Origin of the sequence: Pseudoxanthomonas sp. JBR18 (assembly GCF_028198165.1) — a bacterium.
Classification (GTDB): Bacteria; Pseudomonadota; Gammaproteobacteria; order Xanthomonadales; family Xanthomonadaceae; genus Pseudoxanthomonas_A.
This window is the reverse complement of the sequence record NZ_CP116339.1, coordinates 3,020,276-3,037,216: the sequence shown is the minus strand read 5'-3', so window position 1 is coordinate 3,037,216 and position 16,941 is coordinate 3,020,276. Positions and strand designations below refer to the sequence as shown.

The following is a 16,941-nucleotide window of genomic DNA, read 5'->3' as shown; positions in this document are numbered from 1 at the left end:
CCAACAGGTGGAACAGCGCCTGGTCCAGACGAACACCGACCCCGGCGATCAGGCGCTCGTCGGTGGCCCAGGCCAAGACCTGGAAACGCTCAATCGCGACGTGGAGCGCTTCGGCCTGGACGCGACCGTGTCTGGCTGGACGCGTCAGCGCCGCGCGAATTCATGCGATTGGATAACCGAGATTTCCTTCTGCTGTTGGAGGCCTGCGGAGCAATTGCCACCCCGACCTAACACCGTTAGAGTCCGTAACCTAACGCTGTTAGACGCCACGCCATGCGCAGCCCGCTCACGCAAGACCACATCATCCAGGCGGCATTCCGTCTGCTCGACGAGGCGGGCATGGAGGGTGTCAGTCTGCGCAAGCTGGCGTGCAACCTCGGGATCCGGGCGCCCTCGCTGTATTGGCACTTCAAGAGCAAGCAGGCGCTGATTGACGCGCTGGCCGATGCGCTGATCGCCGAGGTGGCGCGTGACATTCCACAAGGACAGGATTGGCGAAGCACCATGCACCAGATCGCAAACGAGTTCCGCACCGCGTTCAAGGCGCACCGCGATGGCGCGCGCGTCTTCGCGGGCACGTTCCTGGCGACCGAGAACATGCTGCGCGTCGGCGATGCGACCATCGCGGCGCTGCTGCAGGCCGGCGCGTCGGTGGCGTTCGCCGCGAGTTCGGCGCTGGATTCGATCTACTACGTCATGGGCTTTGTGATCGAGGAACAGTCGCACCACGACTATCCCGATGCGGCCGAAGGCGTCCAGCAGGCGTTCTTCGAACTGGCCAAGGCGCGTTTTCCGCACTTTTGGGAGGCGCGCGAGGTACTGGCCGAGCCGAAGTTCGACGAGCGCTTCAGCAATGGCATCGATCTCATCCTCGATGGGGTCGAGCAACAGATCCTGAAGCGCTCCGTCCCTTCCCATTAGATCGCCCCGGGACGCATCCCGGAACACCGCCGCTTTCAAAGCCATGCACGGGCCAACTGGCGCCCTGCACCAGCCAACACCTCACCCTTTCACTTTGGTTCCTCTATGCGTGCGCCACTTCTGCGTTGGTCCCTGTTGTTTGCCGCCCTGCCCCTGCTCGCCGCCTGCGGTGGCGGTGCCGAAGACAAGCCTGTGGAGGGATCTTCGGCGCTGGCCGTGGCGTTGACGCCTGTGCGGACCTATCCGCTGGCGCGCAGCGTGATCGTTTCCGGCCCGGTGTCGCCCTACGAGGAAATGCAGCTGGGCGTGGAGTTAAGCGGCCAGCGCATCACCCGCCTCAACGTCGATGTCGGTCAGACCGTGAAGCAGGGCCAGGTCCTGCTGGAACTCGACCACCGCACGCTGGACAGCGAGGTGGCCCAGGCCAACGCCGCCGCCCAGCAGGCCAAGGCCGCGCTGGACCTGGCGCAGGCCAAGCAGACGCGCGGCGAGAAGCTCGCGGCCACGCAGCTGATCAGTGTCAGCGACCTGGACGAACTACGCGCCTCCGCGACCCAGGCCAGGGCCCAGCTGGCCACCGCGCGCGCCTCGCTGGACGCGGCCAGGCTACAGCGCGACTTCGCCGAACTGCGCGCGCCCGCCGATGGGGTGATCTCCAAGCGCCTGATCCAGCCCGGCCAGGTCGTCTCGGCCGGTAGCGAATTGCTGCGCCTGATCCGCGACGGTCGTCTGGAATGGCGCGCCGAACTGCCCGAAGCGCAGCTCGCCGACGTGGCAGTCGGCAACCCGGTTGCCTTGACCTATGCCGGCCAGCAGATCGCCGGTCGCGTGCGCGCGGTGACGCCGGGCGTGGATGCGCAGACGCGCACCGGCACGGTGTATGCCGATCTGCCCACGCCTGGGCCGCTCAAGCCGGGCACCTTCGTCGAAGGCCGCATCCTGACCGGCGACGGCCAGGCCCTGATGGTGCCCAGCGCGGCCATCGTCCAGCGCGACGGCCACAGCTATGTGTTCACGCTGAAGGACAAGGACAGCGTGACCCGACGGCGCGTTCGCACCGGGCAGACCGTGCAGGGCCGCACCGAGATCGTCGAAGGCCTCAAGGCCGGCGAACGGGTCGTGTCCGAAGGCGCTGGCTTCCTCGGCGATGGCGATCGCGTGCGCGTGGTCGACGCCGGCAAGGGAGCGAACGCCCCATGAATTTCTCCGCCTGGGCCATCCGCCGACCACTGCCGGCGCTGATGCTGTTCTTCGTGCTGTGCGTGGCCGGCTTATGGGGCTTCCACCAGTTGCCGGTGGCGCGCTTCCCGGACATCGCCTTCCCGATGACCACCGTGACGGTGACCCAGCCGGGCGCCTCGCCCAGCCAACTTGAGGCCGAGGTCACGCGCAAGGTCGAGGACTCGGTCGCTACGATCAGCAACGTCAAGCGCGTGATCTCCACGGTCAGCGAAGGCGTCAGCACCACCAGCATCGAGTTCCAGTTGAATGTCGACCTGGGCACTGCGCTGGACGACACCCGCGATGCGGTTACCCGCATCCGCACCGACCTGCCGCAGGACATCCAGGAGCCGGTGATCTCCAAGGTCGACATCGGCGGGTCGCTGATGACCTATGCCCTGGTCGCGCCGAAGATGAGCCGCGACGAGGCCAGCTGGTTTGTCGACCGCGAGATCATGCGCGCGATGTACGGCGTGCCCGGTGTGGCTCGGGTCACCCGCGTGGGCGGCGTCGAGCGCCAGGTGCGCGTGGACCTCGACCCGAACGCCCTGCTCGCTTTCGGCGTCACCGCCGGCGATGTGTCGCAGCAGTTGGCCAGGATCCAGGTCGAACGCGCTGGCGGCAAGGCCGAGCTGGACGGCGCACAGCAGACCATCCGGACATTGGGCACGGTCGCCAACGCGCAGGCGTTGCGCGATTACTCGATCAGCCTGCCGGACGGGCGCTCGGTGCGCCTGTCGGCACTGGCCACCGTCACCGACGCATCGGCCGATCCAAGCGAGGCCGCCCTGCTGGATGGCAAGGACGTGGTGGCGTTCTCGATGTCGCGCACGCGCGGCTCCAGCGAAGTTGAGGTCGAGGCCGGCGTGCACAAGGCGCTGGACGCGCTCAAGGCCTCGCACCCTGGCGTGGACTTCCGCCTGGTCACCACCGCCATCGACGAGACCCACCGCTCCTACGACTCGTCGATGACCATGCTCTACGAAGGCGCGCTGCTGGCGCTGCTGGTGGTGTGGGCGTTCCTGCGCGACTGGCGGGCGACCTGGGTCTCGGCGCTGGCCTTGCCGCTGTCGATCATCCCGACCTTCGCGGTGATGTACTGGTTCGGCTTCACCCTCAACATGATCACCCTGCTGGCGCTGTCGGTGGTGGTGGGCATCCTGGTCGACGATGCGATCGTGGAGATCGAGAACATCGTGCGCCACCTGCGCATGGGCAAGCCACCGCTGGAGGCGGCGACCGAGGCGGCCGGGGAAATCGGCAACGCGGTGATCGCCACCTCGCTGACCCTGGCCGCGGTCTTCGTCCCCGTCGCCTTCATGCCCGGTATCGCCGGCAAGTTCTTCCGCGAGTTCGGCTGGACCGCGGCCACCGCGGTGCTGTTCTCGCTGCTGGTCGCGCGCCTGCTTACCCCGATGATGGCGGCCTATCTGCTCAAGCCGCATGGCGAAGAAAAGGCCGAATCCAGGCTGATGACCTGGTACCTGGGCTGGGTGGACGCAGCGCTGCGCCACCGTGGCCGCACGCTGTGGATCGCGACCGGGTTGTTTGTCGCGTCGCTGGCGCTGGTGCCGCTGATCCCGGCGACCTTCATCCCGCAGTCCGACCTGGGCCGCAGCAACCTCAGCCTGGAACTGCCGCCGGGCACGCGGCTGGAAGACACCGTCGCCGTCTCCGAGCGCGCGCGTGCCCTGCTCAAGGACATGCCCGAACTCAAGCAGGTCTACACCGCGGTGGGCAGCGTGCTGGACCTGGGCGATCCGTCCACCACCGGCGTGGCCGACCCACGCAAGGCCACCCTGGTGCTGGACTGGGGCGCGGCCGACACGCGCAAGCGCGACCAGCGCGCGCTCGAGCGTGACGCGCGTGCGCGCTTGGCAAATCTGCCCGGCGTGCGCGTGAGCTATGTCAGCTCCGAACCGGGCAACCTGCTGCAGCTGGTGCTGTCCGGCGACGACCCGCAGCACCTGCAGGAGGCCTCGCTCGCGCTGGAGCGCGACCTGCGCGATATCCCCGGCCTGGGCAGCGTGACCTCGAGCGCATCGCTGCTGCGTCCCGAGATCCAGATCGTGCCCAATCCGGCGCGCGCGGCGGACCTGGGCGTATCCACCACCGACATCGCCGAGGCCACGCGCATCGCCACGGCCGGCGATTACGAGCAACGCCTGGCCAAGCTCAACCTGCCCGATCGCCAGGTGCCGATCCGCGTCGGCTTTTCCGAGGCGACGCTGTCCAATCCCGCGCTGATCGGCCAACTGCGCGTGCCTGGCCGCTACGGCCCGGTGCCGCTGGCGGCGGTCGCCGATATCGAGTTGGGCAGCGGCCCCTCGCAGATCTCGCGCTACCAGCGCCAGCGCAACGTCACCCTCACCGCCGAGCTCAACGGCCGGCCGCTGGGCGATGTCATGGACACCGTGCAGAAGCTGCCCAGCGTGCAGCACCTGCCGCCGGGCGTGAGCTTCCTCAACACCGGCGATGCCGAGGTGTTCGTGGAGCTGTTCGTTGGCTTCCTGCTGGCCATGGCCGCCGGCATCGTGTGCATCTACATGGTGCTGTTGCTGTTGTTCAACCACGCGCTGATGCCGATGACCATCCTGATCGCCGTGCCGCTGTGCGCGGGCGGGGCGTTCGGCGCGCTGCTGCTCACCCAGAACATGCTGTCCTTGCCGGCGCTGATCGGCCTGCTGATGCTGATCGGCATCGCCACCAAGAATTCGATCCTGCTGGTGGACTACGCGGTGATCGCCGAGGACGAGCATGGCCTGAGCCAACACGACGCCCTGATCGACGCCTGCCGCAAGCGCGCCCAGCCGATCATCATGACCACCCTGGCCATGGGCGCGGGCATGATGCCGATCGCGCTGGGCTTCGCCGGCGATTCCAGCTTCCGCGCGCCGATGGCCATTGCCGTGATCGGCGGCCTGGTAACCTCCACGCTGCTGAGCCTGATCGTGATCCCGGCGGCCTTCACCCTGATCGACGACATCGGCGAGTGGCTGTCGCGCAAGCTGCGGCGGCGGCCTTCACACCCGCACGCCAGCGCGGCCTCGCCTCGCGGGAACTGAGGGCTTGGCGGCAGGCAGGGGCGAGGCCTCAATGAGGATCCTCGCCCGCCGCCCTGCCACATGACGCAACCGCCATCTGCCGGTGACGGGCCTTTCGCGCGACTGCCGCTACCATTCGCCCTGGGATTCAAGCGCGGCGGGTTGACGATTGGAACGCAGGTTCGGGGACTTCGAGGTGACCACGTCCTATCTGGTGGACGCACCGAACCGCTGCATGCGAGGCGTGCTGATGGTGTACGGCCCGGACGGTGCCCTGCTGCGCACCGTGCCTGCCACCGGGCCGTCGATGTCCACCCGCGACATGGAAGAGCACATGCGCCGCCTGCTCGACACCATCGAGCGGATCGATCCAGACGGCACCTTGCACTACCGGTGATCGGCGCGCGGCTTCTCGTCGACCAGGCTGAGGCTGCCACGCTGCTTGGCGGCCAGGCCACGTGAGGCGCGGGCCCATTCGTTGCAGTAGTCGACCAGCGCATCGTTGTTGACGCGTCGGGTCCGCTGGTCGCAGAAGGCCTTCAGGTCGGCGGTGCGGACCGGCACCTGGACCACCTTCATGCCCTGCCGCTCCAGGCGCGCGCGCGCTCCGGGCGCGGCTTGCTTCCAGTCCTGGTAGTTGCGATGCCACTGGCGCTCGCGCAGCAGATCGCGGAAATCCTCGTAATCGTCTTCGTAAAACCAGGGCAACGCGATGACGTGCATGTCCTTGTCCATAAGCAGAATCCCTCCACCAAAGGTCGTGTCTGGGCAGGTTATGCGCGGACGATCGCGTTTCTGATGTAAAAAGCGTCACATTGACCCAGCTTGTGCAACGACACTGAGCGTTGGCGCCTGCCTGGCGCCGATGCCATCGATACTGCCGTTGGCGGCGGCCGCGGTGGCTTCGCAAAAAGCCGCGAGGGCAGACAAAGCGGCGTTGTATCCTCCCCAGCCACTGATACTCGAGGCTCACCTGATGTCCCGCCGCCTGACGCTTGTGCTGTGTTTGCTGACCTGCGCCGTCCTCCTGCTGGCCGGCTGTCACCGTGGGCTGGTCCGGCGGGTCTCGGAACCCGCCGCCAGCCTGCAGCAGGTGTCCGTGGGCGCCGACGGCCAGTGGCAAGTCCAGCTGCGCCTGCAGAACTACAGTTCCATCCCCATGCGCTATGACACGGTCGCATTGGCGGTCACCGCAGGCGGCGTGGAGGCCGGCACCTTGAAGGCCGCTCCCGGCTTTTCCATCGGCCCCGAGTCGGCCGACGTGGTGGAAGTGAGGCTCTCGCCCTCGGCCGAGGCCAGGATGGCGGTGGCCAATGCCCTGGCCGGCGGCACCGTGCTCGAATACGCGCTCAAGGGCAGCGTCCAGGCCACGCCGGAAGACGAAAAGCAGCGCGACTTCCAGATCGACATGCACAGCACCCTCAGCCCGGCGCCCGGGTTGCCCGGCGTCCTGCGCTGACACGCCGCGAGGAAGGGCGCGTCGCGACCGGCGCGCCGGTTCATCCGGCACGGTCAAACCCACATCCATACGCCATAGTATGCTTCCGGGTCGAAGCGGGCCGGAAAGCGGCCCGCACGTCCCAGAGAGCCTCCGTATGAGCCGCTACCGCGCCCCGCTGAAAGACCTTCGTTTTGCCCTCTACGACGTGCTGGACGTCGAGCCCCTGTTCGCCCGCCTGGGCTTTGCCGACGCCAACGCCGAGCTGGTCGACGCGGTGCTGGAGGAAGCCGGCCGCTTCACCACCACCGTGCTGGCCCCGCTCAACCGTGTCGGCGACGAAGAAGGCTGCACCCTGGATGCCGCCACCGGCGAGGTCACCACACCGACCGGCTTCAAGCAGGCCTACGCGCAGTTCGCCGAAGGCGGCTGGACCGGCCTGACCGCGGCCACCGAGTTCGGCGGCCAGGGCCTGCCGCATACCGTGGGCGTGCCGCTGGGCGAGATGATCAACGCCGCCAACCTGGCCTGGGGCAATTTCCCGCTGCTCTCGCACGGGGCGATCGAGGCGCTGAAGTTCCACGGCCAGCCCTGGCAGCAGGAGGTGTTCCTCAAGCCGCTGGTCGAGGGCCGCTGGACTGGCACCATGTGCCTGACCGAACCGCACTGCGGCACCGACCTGGGGCTGCTGCGCACCCGCGCCGAGCCGCTGGGCGACGACACCTACACCATCACCGGCACCAAGATCTTCATCACCGCCGGCGAGCACGACCTGGTCGACAACATCGTGCACCTGGTGCTGGCCAAGCTGCCCGACGCGCCGGCCGGGGCCAAGGGCATCTCGCTGTTCGTGGTGCCCAAGTTCCAGGTCGCCCGCGACGGCACCGTCGGCGCGCGCAACACGCTGCGCTGCGGTTCGATCGAGCACAAGATGGGCATCAAGGGCTCGGTGACCTGCGTAATGAATTTCGACGGCGCCCAGGGCTATCTGGTCGGCCAGCCGCACAAGGGCCTGCAGGCCATGTTCACCATGATGAACACCGCGCGCCTGGGCGTGGGCCTACAGGGCATCGGCCTGTCCGAGCGCGCCTACCAGAACGCGCTGGCCTATGCGCGCGAGCGCCTGCAGACCCGCTCGCTGTCCGGCCCCAAGTTCCCCGACAAGCCGGCCGACCCGATCCTCGTCCACCCGGACGTGCGCCGGATGCTGCTGTCGATCAAGGCCCTGACCGAAGGCGCGCGCCTGCTCGCCCTGCACGCCGGCACCCAGGTCGACATCGCCCACCACGCCACCGACCCGGCCGAGCGCGAACGGGCGGACATCCTCGCCGGCTTCCTCACCCCGATCTCCAAGGCCTGCCAGACCGAGTGGAGCATCGAGAACACCTACAACGCGCTGCAGTGCTTCGGTGGCCACGGCTACATCCACGAGCACGGCATGGAGCAGCTGGCCCGCGATGCGCGCATCACCACCCTCTATGAGGGCACCACGGGCATCCAGTCGCTGGACCTGATCGGGCGCAAGACCGCGGCCAGCGGTGCGGCCGGGCTGAAGCTGTTCCTGGGCCTGATCGAGCAGTTCGCCAGCGCGCATGAAAGCGATGCGATCGCCGCCGAGTTCATTGCCCCGCTGCGCGAGAAGGCCGCCGAATGGGGCGCCCTGACCCAGGACGTGTTGCAGCGCGCGGCCACCAACCCCGAGGAACTGGGCGCAGCCAGCACCGACTACCTGTTCTATTCGGGCTACGTGGTGCTGGCCTACTGGTGGGCGCGCAGCGTGGTCGCCGCGCAGGCCTCGGACCATGACGCGGCGTTCAAGCAGGCCAAGCTGGAAACCGCGCGCTTCTACTACGCCCGCCTGCTGCCGCGCACGCTCGCCCACGCCGCCGCCATCCGCGCCGGCGCCGAGTCGCTGATGGCCATGGACGAGGCGCGTTTCGACGCCTGAGTGCCGCATCGCGGGTCCACCGCGCAAGCGCGGTGGACCCGCCTCAGGGCATCCCTTTGCGTTCGCGGCGGTCCGCTGGGAGGCCATGAGGACGATGCAATGCGCAACGCGGTACACAATTCGTCATCCATCAGGTATAAGCTGTTTTCCCGATGGAAGCAGACACCGCTCAGCTTCATTCGGATGACTCCGGCAACCCGGCCCTGATCGATGGCGCCACGTCGGACGGCGCAGTCGTCGCCGCACTCTCCCCTCTGATCCGATCCTCTGGCGTGCGCTTCCTGTCATTGGATGCCCACGGTCGAGTGCTGAACTGGATCAATTGGCAGGATGCGACCTGCCTTTACGCGCGCGACGCGGTCGCCTGGACGCTGGGCGACCCCTGCATGACCGTCCGCGGCGGCATGAACCGGCTCACAGGCCAGCAGAGCTTCATCGACCTGCACCCCATCGTCGCCTCGCGCGGACATGCCCGCGCCGCCGGCCTGTCGCCCACCCCGGCGCTGACCAATCAGGCCCTGTTCGCCCGCGACGACCATCTATGCCTGTACTGCGGACAGTCCTATTCGCGGCAACTGCTCACCCGCGACCATGTGCTGCCGGTCTCCAAGGGTGGCCGTGATGTCTGGGAAAACGTGGTCAGCGCCTGTTTTCACTGCAATTCGCGTAAGGCCAACCGCACGCCGCAGCAGGCCAACATGCCGCTGTTGGCCGTGCCCTACCGGCCCAGCTGGATCGAGCACCTGATCCTCTCCAACCGCAACATTCTGGCCGACCAGATGGCCTTCCTGAAGACCCATCTGCCCAAGCGCTCGCGCCTATCGGCCTGATTCTCGTGCCGGTTCAACGCAACGCGCTCGACCGCGCGTTTCACGCGCCGACCGGTCAGGTGATCGCAGACTGAACCCCTTGCTTGCCCCTCCTTCCCCTGGGGGGGAAAATACGCAGCTGTATCTGTGGCAGCCACGATGATCGACGCCATCCGCTATCCCCGCCTTTCCCGTATCGAAACCCCGGCAGACCTGCGCGGTTTCGACGAGGCAGAGCTCACCGCCATCGCTGACGAGCTGCGCGCCTACCTGATCGAATCGGTCGGCAAGAGCGGCGGCCATTTCGCGGCGGGGCTCGGCGTGATCGAGCTGACCGTGGCCCTGCACTATCTCTACGACACCCCGCACGATCGCCTGGTATGGGACGTCGGCCACCAGACCTATCCGCACAAGATCCTCACCGGGCGCCGCGATGCGATCCATACGGTCAAGCAGGCAGATGGCGTGGCGCCGTTTCCCAAGCGCGAGGAATCCGAGTACGACACCTTTGGGGTCGGCCATTCCTCCACCTCGATCTCCGCGGCGCTGGGCATGTCCATCGCCAACGCGCACATGGGCAATGGCCGCCGGACCGTGGCGGTGATCGGCGACGGCGCGATGACCGCGGGCATGGCCTTCGAGGCGCTCAACCATGCCGGTGGCATGGAGCAGGATCCGGACATCCTCGTGGTGCTCAACGACAACCAGATGTCCATCTCCGAAAACGTCGGCGCGCTGACCCAGCTGCTGGGCCGGATGAGTTCGTCCCGGACCCTGAACGCCTTGCGCGAAGGCGGCAAGAAGCTGCTCGGCGACAAGCGCAAGCCGCCGGCGCGCTTCATGCGGCGTTGGGAAGAGCACTGGAAGGGCATGTTCGTGCCATCCACGCTGTTCGAGCAGATGGGCTTTCATTACACCGGCCCGATCGACGGCCACGACGTACCGGCGCTGGTCAGCGCCCTGAAGACCCTCAAGGGCCTCAAGGGCCCGCAGCTGCTGCACGTCATCACCACCAAGGGCAAAGGGTACGAACTGGCCGAAGGCGACCAGATCGGCTACCACGCCGTGGGGCCGTTCGACCCGGACAAGGGCCTGGTGCCCAAGGCCGCCGGCGGGACCAGGAAGCCCACTTATACCGACGTCTTCAGCGACTGGCTGTGCGACATGGCCGCCGCGGACCCGCTCATGATGGGCATCACCCCGGCGATGCGCGAGGGCTCGGGCCTGGTGCGCTTTTCCAAGGAGTTCCCGAACCGCTACTTCGACGTGGCGATTGCCGAGCAGCACGCGGTCACGCTGGCGGCGGGCATGGCCTGTGACGGCGCCAAACCGGTGGTGGCCATCTACTCCACGTTCCTGCAGCGCGCCTACGACCAGTTGGTGCATGACGTGGCCATCCAGGACCTGGACGTGCTGTTCGCGATCGATCGCGGCGGCGTGGTCGGTCCGGACGGCGCCACGCATGCCGGCAACCTGGACCTGAGCTTCCTGCGCTGCGTGCCCAACATGGTGGTGATGGCCCCCGCCGACGAGAACGAATGCCGCCAGATGTTGTCCACCGGTTTCAGGCACCAGGGCCCGGCAGCGGTGCGCTACCCGCGCGGCAGCGGTCCTGGCGTCAGCATCGAGGCGAGCCTGGACACCTTGCCGCTGGGCAAGGCGCAGGTCCGGCATCGTGGGCGGCAGGTGGCGTTGCTGGCGTTCGGCGCCACCGTGCCCGCCGCCGAGCAGGTCGGCCGCGAACTGGGCCTGACGGTGGTCAACATGCGTTTCATCAAGCCGCTGGACCGCGCCTTGGTGCTTGAGCTGGCCCGCGGTCACGACGGCCTGGTGACGCTGGAAGACAACGTGGTGGCCGGTGGCGCCGGTTCGGGCGTGGCCGAGTTGCTCAATGCCGAGGCCCTGGCCGTACCGATCCTGCACCTGGGCCTGCCCGATGCGTTTCAGCATCACGCCAGCCGCGAGCAGCTGCTGGCGGAAGCCGGGCTCGACGCAAGCGGCGTCCGCAGCGCGGTCCTGAAGCGCTGGCCGCAGTTGCAGTCAGGTCAGGCCGCGCCCCTGTCGGCGGCAAGATGATCCGTTTCGACAACCCGGCTTCTGGGAAGTCGTCGCGCGGGTAAGGTCATGCGCTCCCCGCATCGGAGCTCATCATGATGACCGCCTCCTCCACGCTTCCGTATGCCGGCGCGCAGGTCTTCATCCTGCATGGTTATCTCGCCTCGCCCGGCGACCACTGGTTCCCGTGGCTGCGCGACGCCCTGCAGGCGCAAGGCGCCCAGGTCATCGTGCTGTCGCCACCCGAACCTGCTGCACCGGAGCCTGCCCGCTGGGACGCCTACCTCCAACAAGCGTTGCCGCCTCTCGGCCCGAACACCCTGCTGATCGCGCATAGCCTGGGAGGCATCGCGCTGCTACGTCACCTCCAGCACCAGCCGACCGAAGCCCCCCTTGGTGCCCTGCTGCTGGTATCCGGCTTCGATACCGCACTGCCGGGCCTCCCCCAACTCGATGCCCTTATCAACATTTCCCTGGATTACGCCCGTCTGCAGACCTTGGCACCAAGGCGTGCCCTCCTGGCCGCAGCGGATGACGCCATCGTACCCGCCTCCCTGAGCGTCGCGCTGGCCGAGCGCCTGGACGCCCCGATCACCGTATTACCAAACGGTGGGCACTTCCTGGGCAGCGAGGGCGTGCTGGAACTTCCCGCGGCGAAGTCGCTGCTCGACCAGCTGCGCGGTCCGCACGGCGGATCTGGCTGGCCTCAGTACTCGCCGGGCGCTTGCACGGTGTAGCCCTTGGCGCGCAGCGCGTCCATCAGATTGCCCTTGCGCAGCACCAGGCCCATGGGCAGCAAGGCGATCGTGCTGGAGTTGTGGGCCAGCGCGGACTCGGCCTTTTCCAGCCAGAGCTGGAGCGAGCGCTCACGCAGGTCATTGAGACCCAGTTTGCGGGCGATGGCGCTTTCGCCGATGGCCGTCTGACACACGGCGTACTGGCTGGCCTGCGGCGCCACGCGCAATGCCTCCACATCCCCCATCGCCCATGCATTGGCCTGCAGACGCATCGCATCGATTTCATGCTCCAGGACATCCAGCGTCCTGGCAAAGCAGGTCCGATCCTCCAGGCCGGTGCGCTGGAACTCCTTGATGGCCGCCTTCGGGTCCTCCAGCTTGACCGTGCTCACCACCGGGGTGATTTTCAAATCCGCGCGCTTGGCGAGCTTTTCCACGCGGTCGGCCACGACGTTGTCGGTGCTCAAGCCCGAGCGACGCATCGCATCCTTGTAGAGCTCGAGCGCGGCGAAGATCGGACGCCGCCGCTCGACGCTCTGATCGCCGCCCATGTAACGCGCCTTGAGGACACGCCACCGCGCATATTCACTGGCCGGCACCACGTCCTGCAGCTGTTTGCCATCGGGATTTTTGATCGCCTTGAACAGCGCCGGCAGCAGAAACAGATTGCGGAACATGCCCCGGCCGGTGTCCAGCGACATGGTCGGCGGGAGCAGTAACTCCTGCGACTGGTCGATGGCCGCTTCGACCTCATGCGATTGCCAGTCCATGCGTTTGGGCAGCGGCGTCAGCGTGCCCAGGACCCACAGCACATGGCCATCGGGTGCTGTCACTTTCCACAGGCCCGGCCCGGGTTGCACCCCCGACACGATCATCGGCGCCATGTCGGTAATGGGCACAGGCTCCGCCTGCGTCGGCGAAGCGGTGGCCGGTACCTGTTGCGCGCGAGCCACCGTTGCCAGTGCGCAGCCCACCAATCCCACCAGCAGCAGCCATCGACGCATCACGTCCCCCATTGAAATCCCCGGCTCAGGCGTCCTCGCCGACGCCAAGCGCCTGCAATCGCACCCCCACCTCCGGCGCCTGCTCCAGCAGGGCAAATCCCTCCCAGGTGAAGCCTGGTGCCACGACACAGCCGACCTGGGCGAACGCGGAGGACGTCCAGGCGCGCTGCCATTGCCCGGCAGGCACGACCGCCATGGCGACATGGCCCTCAGATGCGGGCCCCAGCTCCACCGTTCGCAAGGTCCCATCGACCACGTCGAACTGCTGCAGGCAGAGCGCGCCGCCGGCCTGCCAGTGCCACAGCTCATCTGCATCCACCCGGTGCCACCGGCTGCGCTCGCCCTGCTTGAGCAGGAAAGTGATGGCGGTCATCGCCGGCCGAAGCGGGCCTCCTGGCGCGGCCACGACGCGTTCGGACGCGTGTACGCGCCGGTAGTGCCCGCCTTCCGGATGCGGCGCCAGTTGCAATGTGTGGATGCGTTGATCGGCCTCACCTGTCATGGCGCCATCGTAGCAAGCAGGTCGCACGTGCCGCAGGCGTGCCGCACTCGCACCGAAAGCAGAGGCGTGGTTCTCTGCGCTGCAGGAGGAGGCTTGTCGATCTCGCTCAAGGCAGCACAGATGGACCCGACCTTCAGACTGCCTTCGAGCCTGACCGACTCCAAGGACTGTCTCGCCCTTGGGGGCCAACTCGCCGACGTCCCACGGCTGATTGGATCGCTCGTCCTGCCGGTAGCGCCACTTTTCAGAGGCCGACAGTGGCCCTTCGGGGAACCCCGTCCTTCGAGCGCCAACCCTTACAGCGGCAATCATGCGCGCCGTAATGGGCATGGCGCCGTCGTGGGCGCTCTGTCGTGAGACCGTTTAGACCGTGCCCACCGGCAGACAGGGCCTGACCGAGCGGACCACGTCAGCCCGCACGCTCGGCCTGAACAGCCCGACGCTGCGCGCGCAGACACACGCCGAAGAACGTAAACAAGTCGATGCTGTAACGCTTGAGCAGGCGGCGCGGCTCATGCAACAGGCGGAAGGCCCACTCCATGTGGATCCGCTGCACCCAAGCCGGCGCGCGCCTGGCGTTGCCGGACAGAAAGTCCAGGAGCGCCCCCACACCAAAGGCGAGCGGCACGTCCAGCGAGGCGCGATGCTCAAGGATCCAGCGCTCCTGCAGTGGATTGCCCAGGGCCACCAACAGCATGTCCGGGCGTGCCTGGTTGATGGTATCCACCAACTGCGTGCCCTGCGCCCGCATCTGGCCATAGCCATCGCAGACGCCGACCACCTGCTGGCCATAGCGTTCGGCCAGGGTCTTGGCCGCCGCATCCGCAATGCCGGGCTTGGCACCCAGCAGGAAGACCCGCAGCGGGCGATGGCTGCGCTGACAGAGCGAGGGAATCAGATCGGTCCCGTTGAGGTTCTCCCGAAACCGGCGGCGGTGCACCATCATCGCTGCCAGGTCCAAGCCAATGCCGTCGTTGACGATGGTCACCCCAGGCGCGTCCAGGACCTCGCGCAGTCCGCGGCACTCCACCACGAAATTGGTGTTGGCAAAGAACACGCACTGCCGGCCTCCCGACTCCAGCATCTCCAGCAATCTCCGGCTGAAGGTCTCCAGGTCCGTGCTGAGGATCGGATAGCCCCCCAGCGGCACGTATTCGCCCTCGAACCGAGCGTGCAGGGAGATCGGATCCGGGGCAGCCACTGCGTTACCAGAGGTCATACGGGAACACATCCATCAAACCCTGTTGGATCTGAGCCAGATCGAACGCGTCGTTGCCCCCGATGTCCAGGCACTCCTCGACCGAGTTGCCCGACCGCCAGCTCATCCGCCCGGTGCCTGCGTAGTAATCGTCATACTTGAACCGATCCTCGCCGTTGCCCCAGTCCAGATAGACGGCCGGGATGCCGTAGGCCTCGGCCAGGATCACGCCGTGCAACGAGCTGCTCACGATGCGCTCGGCCCCAAGCAGCTGGCGGACGAACGCAGCCGGCTCGATGCGGGGCGAGATCAGCTTGTCCGCGTAATCGGCGTACTTCTCGATGGGCTCATTGAAGTGCGGCACGATCGCGTAAGGGCGCTGGGTCTCGGGCATGAGCAGCCGCTTCTCGAAGAAGCGAGGGGTCAGCAGCGCAGGATCGCCGTAGACCTCCGGAACTTCCAGCCCGCGACGCTGCAGGTATTCACGGGTCAACGGACCGCGCACCGCGCGAATATCGAGCTGGCTGTAACGATGCGCCGAATCCGGGATCTTGCCGTTGATCCCGCTCCCCCACACGACATTGCCATCCTCCGCAAAGTGCAGCACCGAACCGACGCACAGCAGGCGCGGGGTCCCGGGACGCTTGGCCAACAGGTTGGTGTCCCGCAATGCGAGCACCTGCTGCACCAGCACCTTGGAAAGATGGTCGCCAACATTGACTGAGCCATCCTTGGGCTGCCACCAGAACAGCGCCTTGCGCTCGCGGCGCTCAACAAGATTTTCAAGAAAAGTCACATCACACTCCTAGGGGCGAGGCGCGCCTCCAACCGTCCGGCCACCTCCCCTGCAAGGCCCGTCCATTGCGCCTGCAGCGCAGACGCGCCAATGGTCAAGATTCGACGCGGATCTCCGGATAGCGCTCCGGCTCCAGCAGACGATCGGTGGTCTGCGGCCAGTCCAGGCATTCCCGATGGCGCACATGCGGCGCATTGAGGGCCGACTCGATCGCGCTTCGGATCGAGGCCTCGTCACCGGGGGTGTAGCCGAAGCGGGAGGCGTAGGTCCCGACCACGGCATGCGGACAGACCGCAGGCAACCCAAAGAAATCGTACTGCAGCAACTTCATCGAGCTATCGGCCAGGTAGGCCGGCACCTGCTCCGATGCATAGGGGGCAATGCCGAAACGCGCGTGCTTCATGTAGCGCACCACGTCAGCATGCTTCATTTCGCCGTAGACGATGACGTTATCGGCATAGTCCGGGTGCCGACCCTGGCCGGAGCCGATCACATGGAAGGTCACCTGCGGGAACGCATGGCTGGCGTGGGCGATGAAGGCCGGGTCGAACAACATCGATCCCACCGACACGGCATGGATGCCTTCCTCGTCGTAGGGATTCGGATCGCCCATCTCATCGAGCTTGGGATCCACGCCGTGGCCGACGTGATAGACGTTGTGCTGGCTGTTGATCTCATCGGCCATGACCGGCGAGACCAACGCAATCGAGTCCAGCATCCCGCAGACATCATCGAATTCGCGCGAGATGAACTCAGCGACCTCGATGGTGCTCAGGCCATCGGAGGCGCGATAGACCAAGCGTGCGTCGGGATTGAGTCGCTTGGCCAGGCGAATGAACGCCACCGCCGTGCCGCTTTCGACCACGATGACGTCCGCTTCGCGGATCCACTGCTCCAGCACCGCCGGCGGGTTGGACGCATACATGCGAAACATCGCATTCTCAACCGGACGCAACCAGGCGCGCCGCGTATTGAAGGGGTGGACGAAGGTCCGCCACAGATAGCACTCCACGCCCTTGTGCTTGACGATCTGGTTGGAGGTGGCGTCCAGCGGCAGGCGCATGTCTTTCTTCATCCGGGAAAGACGGCTGTAGCGCAGTGAAAAGAAGCGCGTGGGGCCGCGCTTGGCCAGTTCATCTGTAATGAAATGAATGTTGGCGCGACGCGGCGTCCGGTAATCGTGCGCTGACAGCACGAGATACCGTTGCTGGGGAATCGATGCGACCTGCACTGGCGGCGCAGGTCGCTCGATCGCGTCAGCTTCGAGG

General features: G+C 66.8%; 15 protein-coding genes. 9 read left to right on the top strand and 6 right to left on the bottom strand.

Features of this window, described 5'->3' with window-relative positions; genetic code table 11:
• The first annotated feature begins 273 nt into the window (after window positions 1-273).
• From PJ250_RS13660 to PJ250_RS13645, 4 genes are all read left to right on the top strand, one after another.
• On the top strand, window positions 274-921 hold the full coding sequence (locus PJ250_RS13660; RefSeq protein WP_271645129.1) for a TetR/AcrR family transcriptional regulator C-terminal domain-containing protein: 648 nt from the start codon (window positions 274-276) through the stop codon (window positions 919-921).
• Between the two features lie 105 nt (window positions 922-1,026).
• On the top strand, window positions 1,027-2,121 hold the full coding sequence (locus PJ250_RS13655; protein ID WP_271645128.1) for an efflux RND transporter periplasmic adaptor subunit: 1,095 nt from the start codon (window positions 1,027-1,029) through the stop codon (window positions 2,119-2,121).
• Window positions 2,118-5,207 carry an efflux RND transporter permease subunit gene (locus tag PJ250_RS13650; protein ID WP_271645127.1) on the top strand — a complete coding sequence of 1,030 codons (3,090 nt, stop codon included), beginning with the start codon at window positions 2,118-2,120 and terminating at the stop codon, window positions 5,205-5,207. The genes PJ250_RS13655 and PJ250_RS13650 overlap by 4 nt, the downstream gene beginning before the upstream one ends.
• Before the next feature lie 175 nt (window positions 5,208-5,382).
• Window positions 5,383-5,583, top strand: a complete 201-nt coding sequence (locus PJ250_RS13645) for a hypothetical protein (protein WP_271645126.1) — start codon at window positions 5,383-5,385, stop codon at window positions 5,581-5,583.
• Here the strand turns inward: PJ250_RS13645 and PJ250_RS13640 are convergent.
• Window positions 5,574-5,921, bottom strand: coding sequence for a hypothetical protein (locus PJ250_RS13640; protein ID WP_271645125.1), 348 nt, complete (start codon window positions 5,919-5,921; stop codon window positions 5,574-5,576). The genes PJ250_RS13645 and PJ250_RS13640 overlap by 10 nt on opposite strands.
• A gap of 241 nt (window positions 5,922-6,162) precedes the next feature.
• Here PJ250_RS13640 and PJ250_RS13635 point away from each other — a divergent pair, with 241 nt between their 5' ends.
• The 5 genes from PJ250_RS13635 (at window position 6,163) to PJ250_RS13615 (ending at window position 12,173) form a co-directional block, all read left to right on the top strand.
• Window positions 6,163-6,645 carry an LEA/WHy family protein gene (locus PJ250_RS13635; RefSeq protein WP_271645124.1) on the top strand — a complete coding sequence of 161 codons (483 nt, stop codon included), beginning with the start codon at window positions 6,163-6,165 and terminating at the stop codon, window positions 6,643-6,645.
• 136 nt (window positions 6,646-6,781) lie between these two features.
• The gene (locus PJ250_RS13630; RefSeq protein ID WP_271645123.1) at window positions 6,782-8,572 is read left to right on the top strand and encodes an acyl-CoA dehydrogenase C-terminal domain-containing protein; all 1,791 of its coding nucleotides are present in this window, start codon (window positions 6,782-6,784) and stop codon (window positions 8,570-8,572) included.
• Between the two features lie 203 nt (window positions 8,573-8,775).
• Window positions 8,776-9,402 (top strand): HNH endonuclease, encoded by a 627-nt coding sequence (locus PJ250_RS13625; protein WP_333909526.1) that lies wholly within the window; start codon window positions 8,776-8,778, stop codon window positions 9,400-9,402.
• Window positions 9,403-9,540: 138 nt separating this feature from the next.
• Complete coding sequence (gene dxs / locus PJ250_RS13620) at window positions 9,541-11,457, top strand: 1-deoxy-D-xylulose-5-phosphate synthase (protein ID WP_271645121.1); 1,917 nt, start codon at window positions 9,541-9,543, stop codon at window positions 11,455-11,457.
• Window positions 11,458-11,531: 74 nt separating this feature from the next.
• Window positions 11,532-12,173 (top strand): RBBP9/YdeN family alpha/beta hydrolase, encoded by a 642-nt coding sequence (locus PJ250_RS13615; RefSeq protein ID WP_271645120.1) that lies wholly within the window; start codon window positions 11,532-11,534, stop codon window positions 12,171-12,173.
• Here the strand turns inward: PJ250_RS13615 and PJ250_RS13610 are convergent.
• The 5 genes from PJ250_RS13610 to PJ250_RS13590 form a co-directional block, all read right to left on the bottom strand.
• Window positions 12,143-13,177, bottom strand: a complete 1,035-nt coding sequence (locus tag PJ250_RS13610) for a TraB/GumN family protein (protein ID WP_271645119.1) — start codon at window positions 13,175-13,177, stop codon at window positions 12,143-12,145. The two genes, PJ250_RS13615 and PJ250_RS13610, sit on opposite strands and share 31 nt — an antisense overlap.
• A gap of 25 nt (window positions 13,178-13,202) precedes the next feature.
• Entirely contained in the window at window positions 13,203-13,679 is a 477-nt protein-coding gene (locus PJ250_RS13605) for a cupin domain-containing protein (protein WP_271645118.1), read from the bottom strand.
• A gap of 409 nt (window positions 13,680-14,088) precedes the next feature.
• On the bottom strand, window positions 14,089-14,898 hold the full coding sequence (locus PJ250_RS13600) for a WecB/TagA/CpsF family glycosyltransferase (protein ID WP_271645117.1): 810 nt from the start codon (window positions 14,896-14,898) through the stop codon (window positions 14,089-14,091).
• Window positions 14,885-15,673 carry a polysaccharide pyruvyl transferase family protein gene (locus tag PJ250_RS13595; RefSeq protein WP_271645116.1) on the bottom strand — a complete coding sequence of 263 codons (789 nt, stop codon included), beginning with the start codon at window positions 15,671-15,673 and terminating at the stop codon, window positions 14,885-14,887. The genes PJ250_RS13600 and PJ250_RS13595 overlap by 14 nt, the downstream gene beginning before the upstream one ends.
• A 94-nt stretch (window positions 15,674-15,767) precedes the next feature.
• Entirely contained in the window at window positions 15,768-16,904 is a 1,137-nt protein-coding gene (locus PJ250_RS13590; protein ID WP_271648647.1) for a GumK N-terminal domain-containing glycosyltransferase, read from the bottom strand.
• Window positions 16,905-16,941 lie beyond the last annotated feature (37 nt).

Bases quoted from the DNA above. Each gene is read 5' to 3' on its own strand.
- PJ250_RS13660 (WP_271645129.1), top strand. From the start codon at position 274: ATGCGCAGCCCGCTCACGCAAGACCACATCATCCAGGCGGCATTCCGT.
- PJ250_RS13655 (WP_271645128.1), top strand. From the start codon at position 1,027: ATGCGTGCGCCACTTCTGCGTTGGTCCCTGTTGTTTGCCGCCCTGCCC.
- PJ250_RS13650 (WP_271645127.1), top strand. From the start codon at position 2,118: ATGAATTTCTCCGCCTGGGCCATCCGCCGACCACTGCCGGCGCTGATG.
- PJ250_RS13640 (WP_271645125.1), bottom strand. From the start codon at position 5,921: ATGGACAAGGACATGCACGTCATCGCGTTGCCCTGGTTTTACGAAGAC.
- PJ250_RS13635 (WP_271645124.1), top strand. From the start codon at position 6,163: ATGTCCCGCCGCCTGACGCTTGTGCTGTGTTTGCTGACCTGCGCCGTC.
- PJ250_RS13630 (WP_271645123.1), top strand. From the start codon at position 6,782: ATGAGCCGCTACCGCGCCCCGCTGAAAGACCTTCGTTTTGCCCTCTAC.
- dxs (WP_271645121.1), top strand. From the start codon at position 9,541: ATGATCGACGCCATCCGCTATCCCCGCCTTTCCCGTATCGAAACCCCG.
- PJ250_RS13615 (WP_271645120.1), top strand. From the start codon at position 11,532: ATGATGACCGCCTCCTCCACGCTTCCGTATGCCGGCGCGCAGGTCTTC.
- PJ250_RS13610 (WP_271645119.1), bottom strand. From the start codon at position 13,177: ATGCGTCGATGGCTGCTGCTGGTGGGATTGGTGGGCTGCGCACTGGCA.
- PJ250_RS13605 (WP_271645118.1), bottom strand. From the start codon at position 13,679: ATGACAGGTGAGGCCGATCAACGCATCCACACATTGCAACTGGCGCCG.
- PJ250_RS13600 (WP_271645117.1), bottom strand. From the start codon at position 14,898: ATGACCTCTGGTAACGCAGTGGCTGCCCCGGATCCGATCTCCCTGCAC.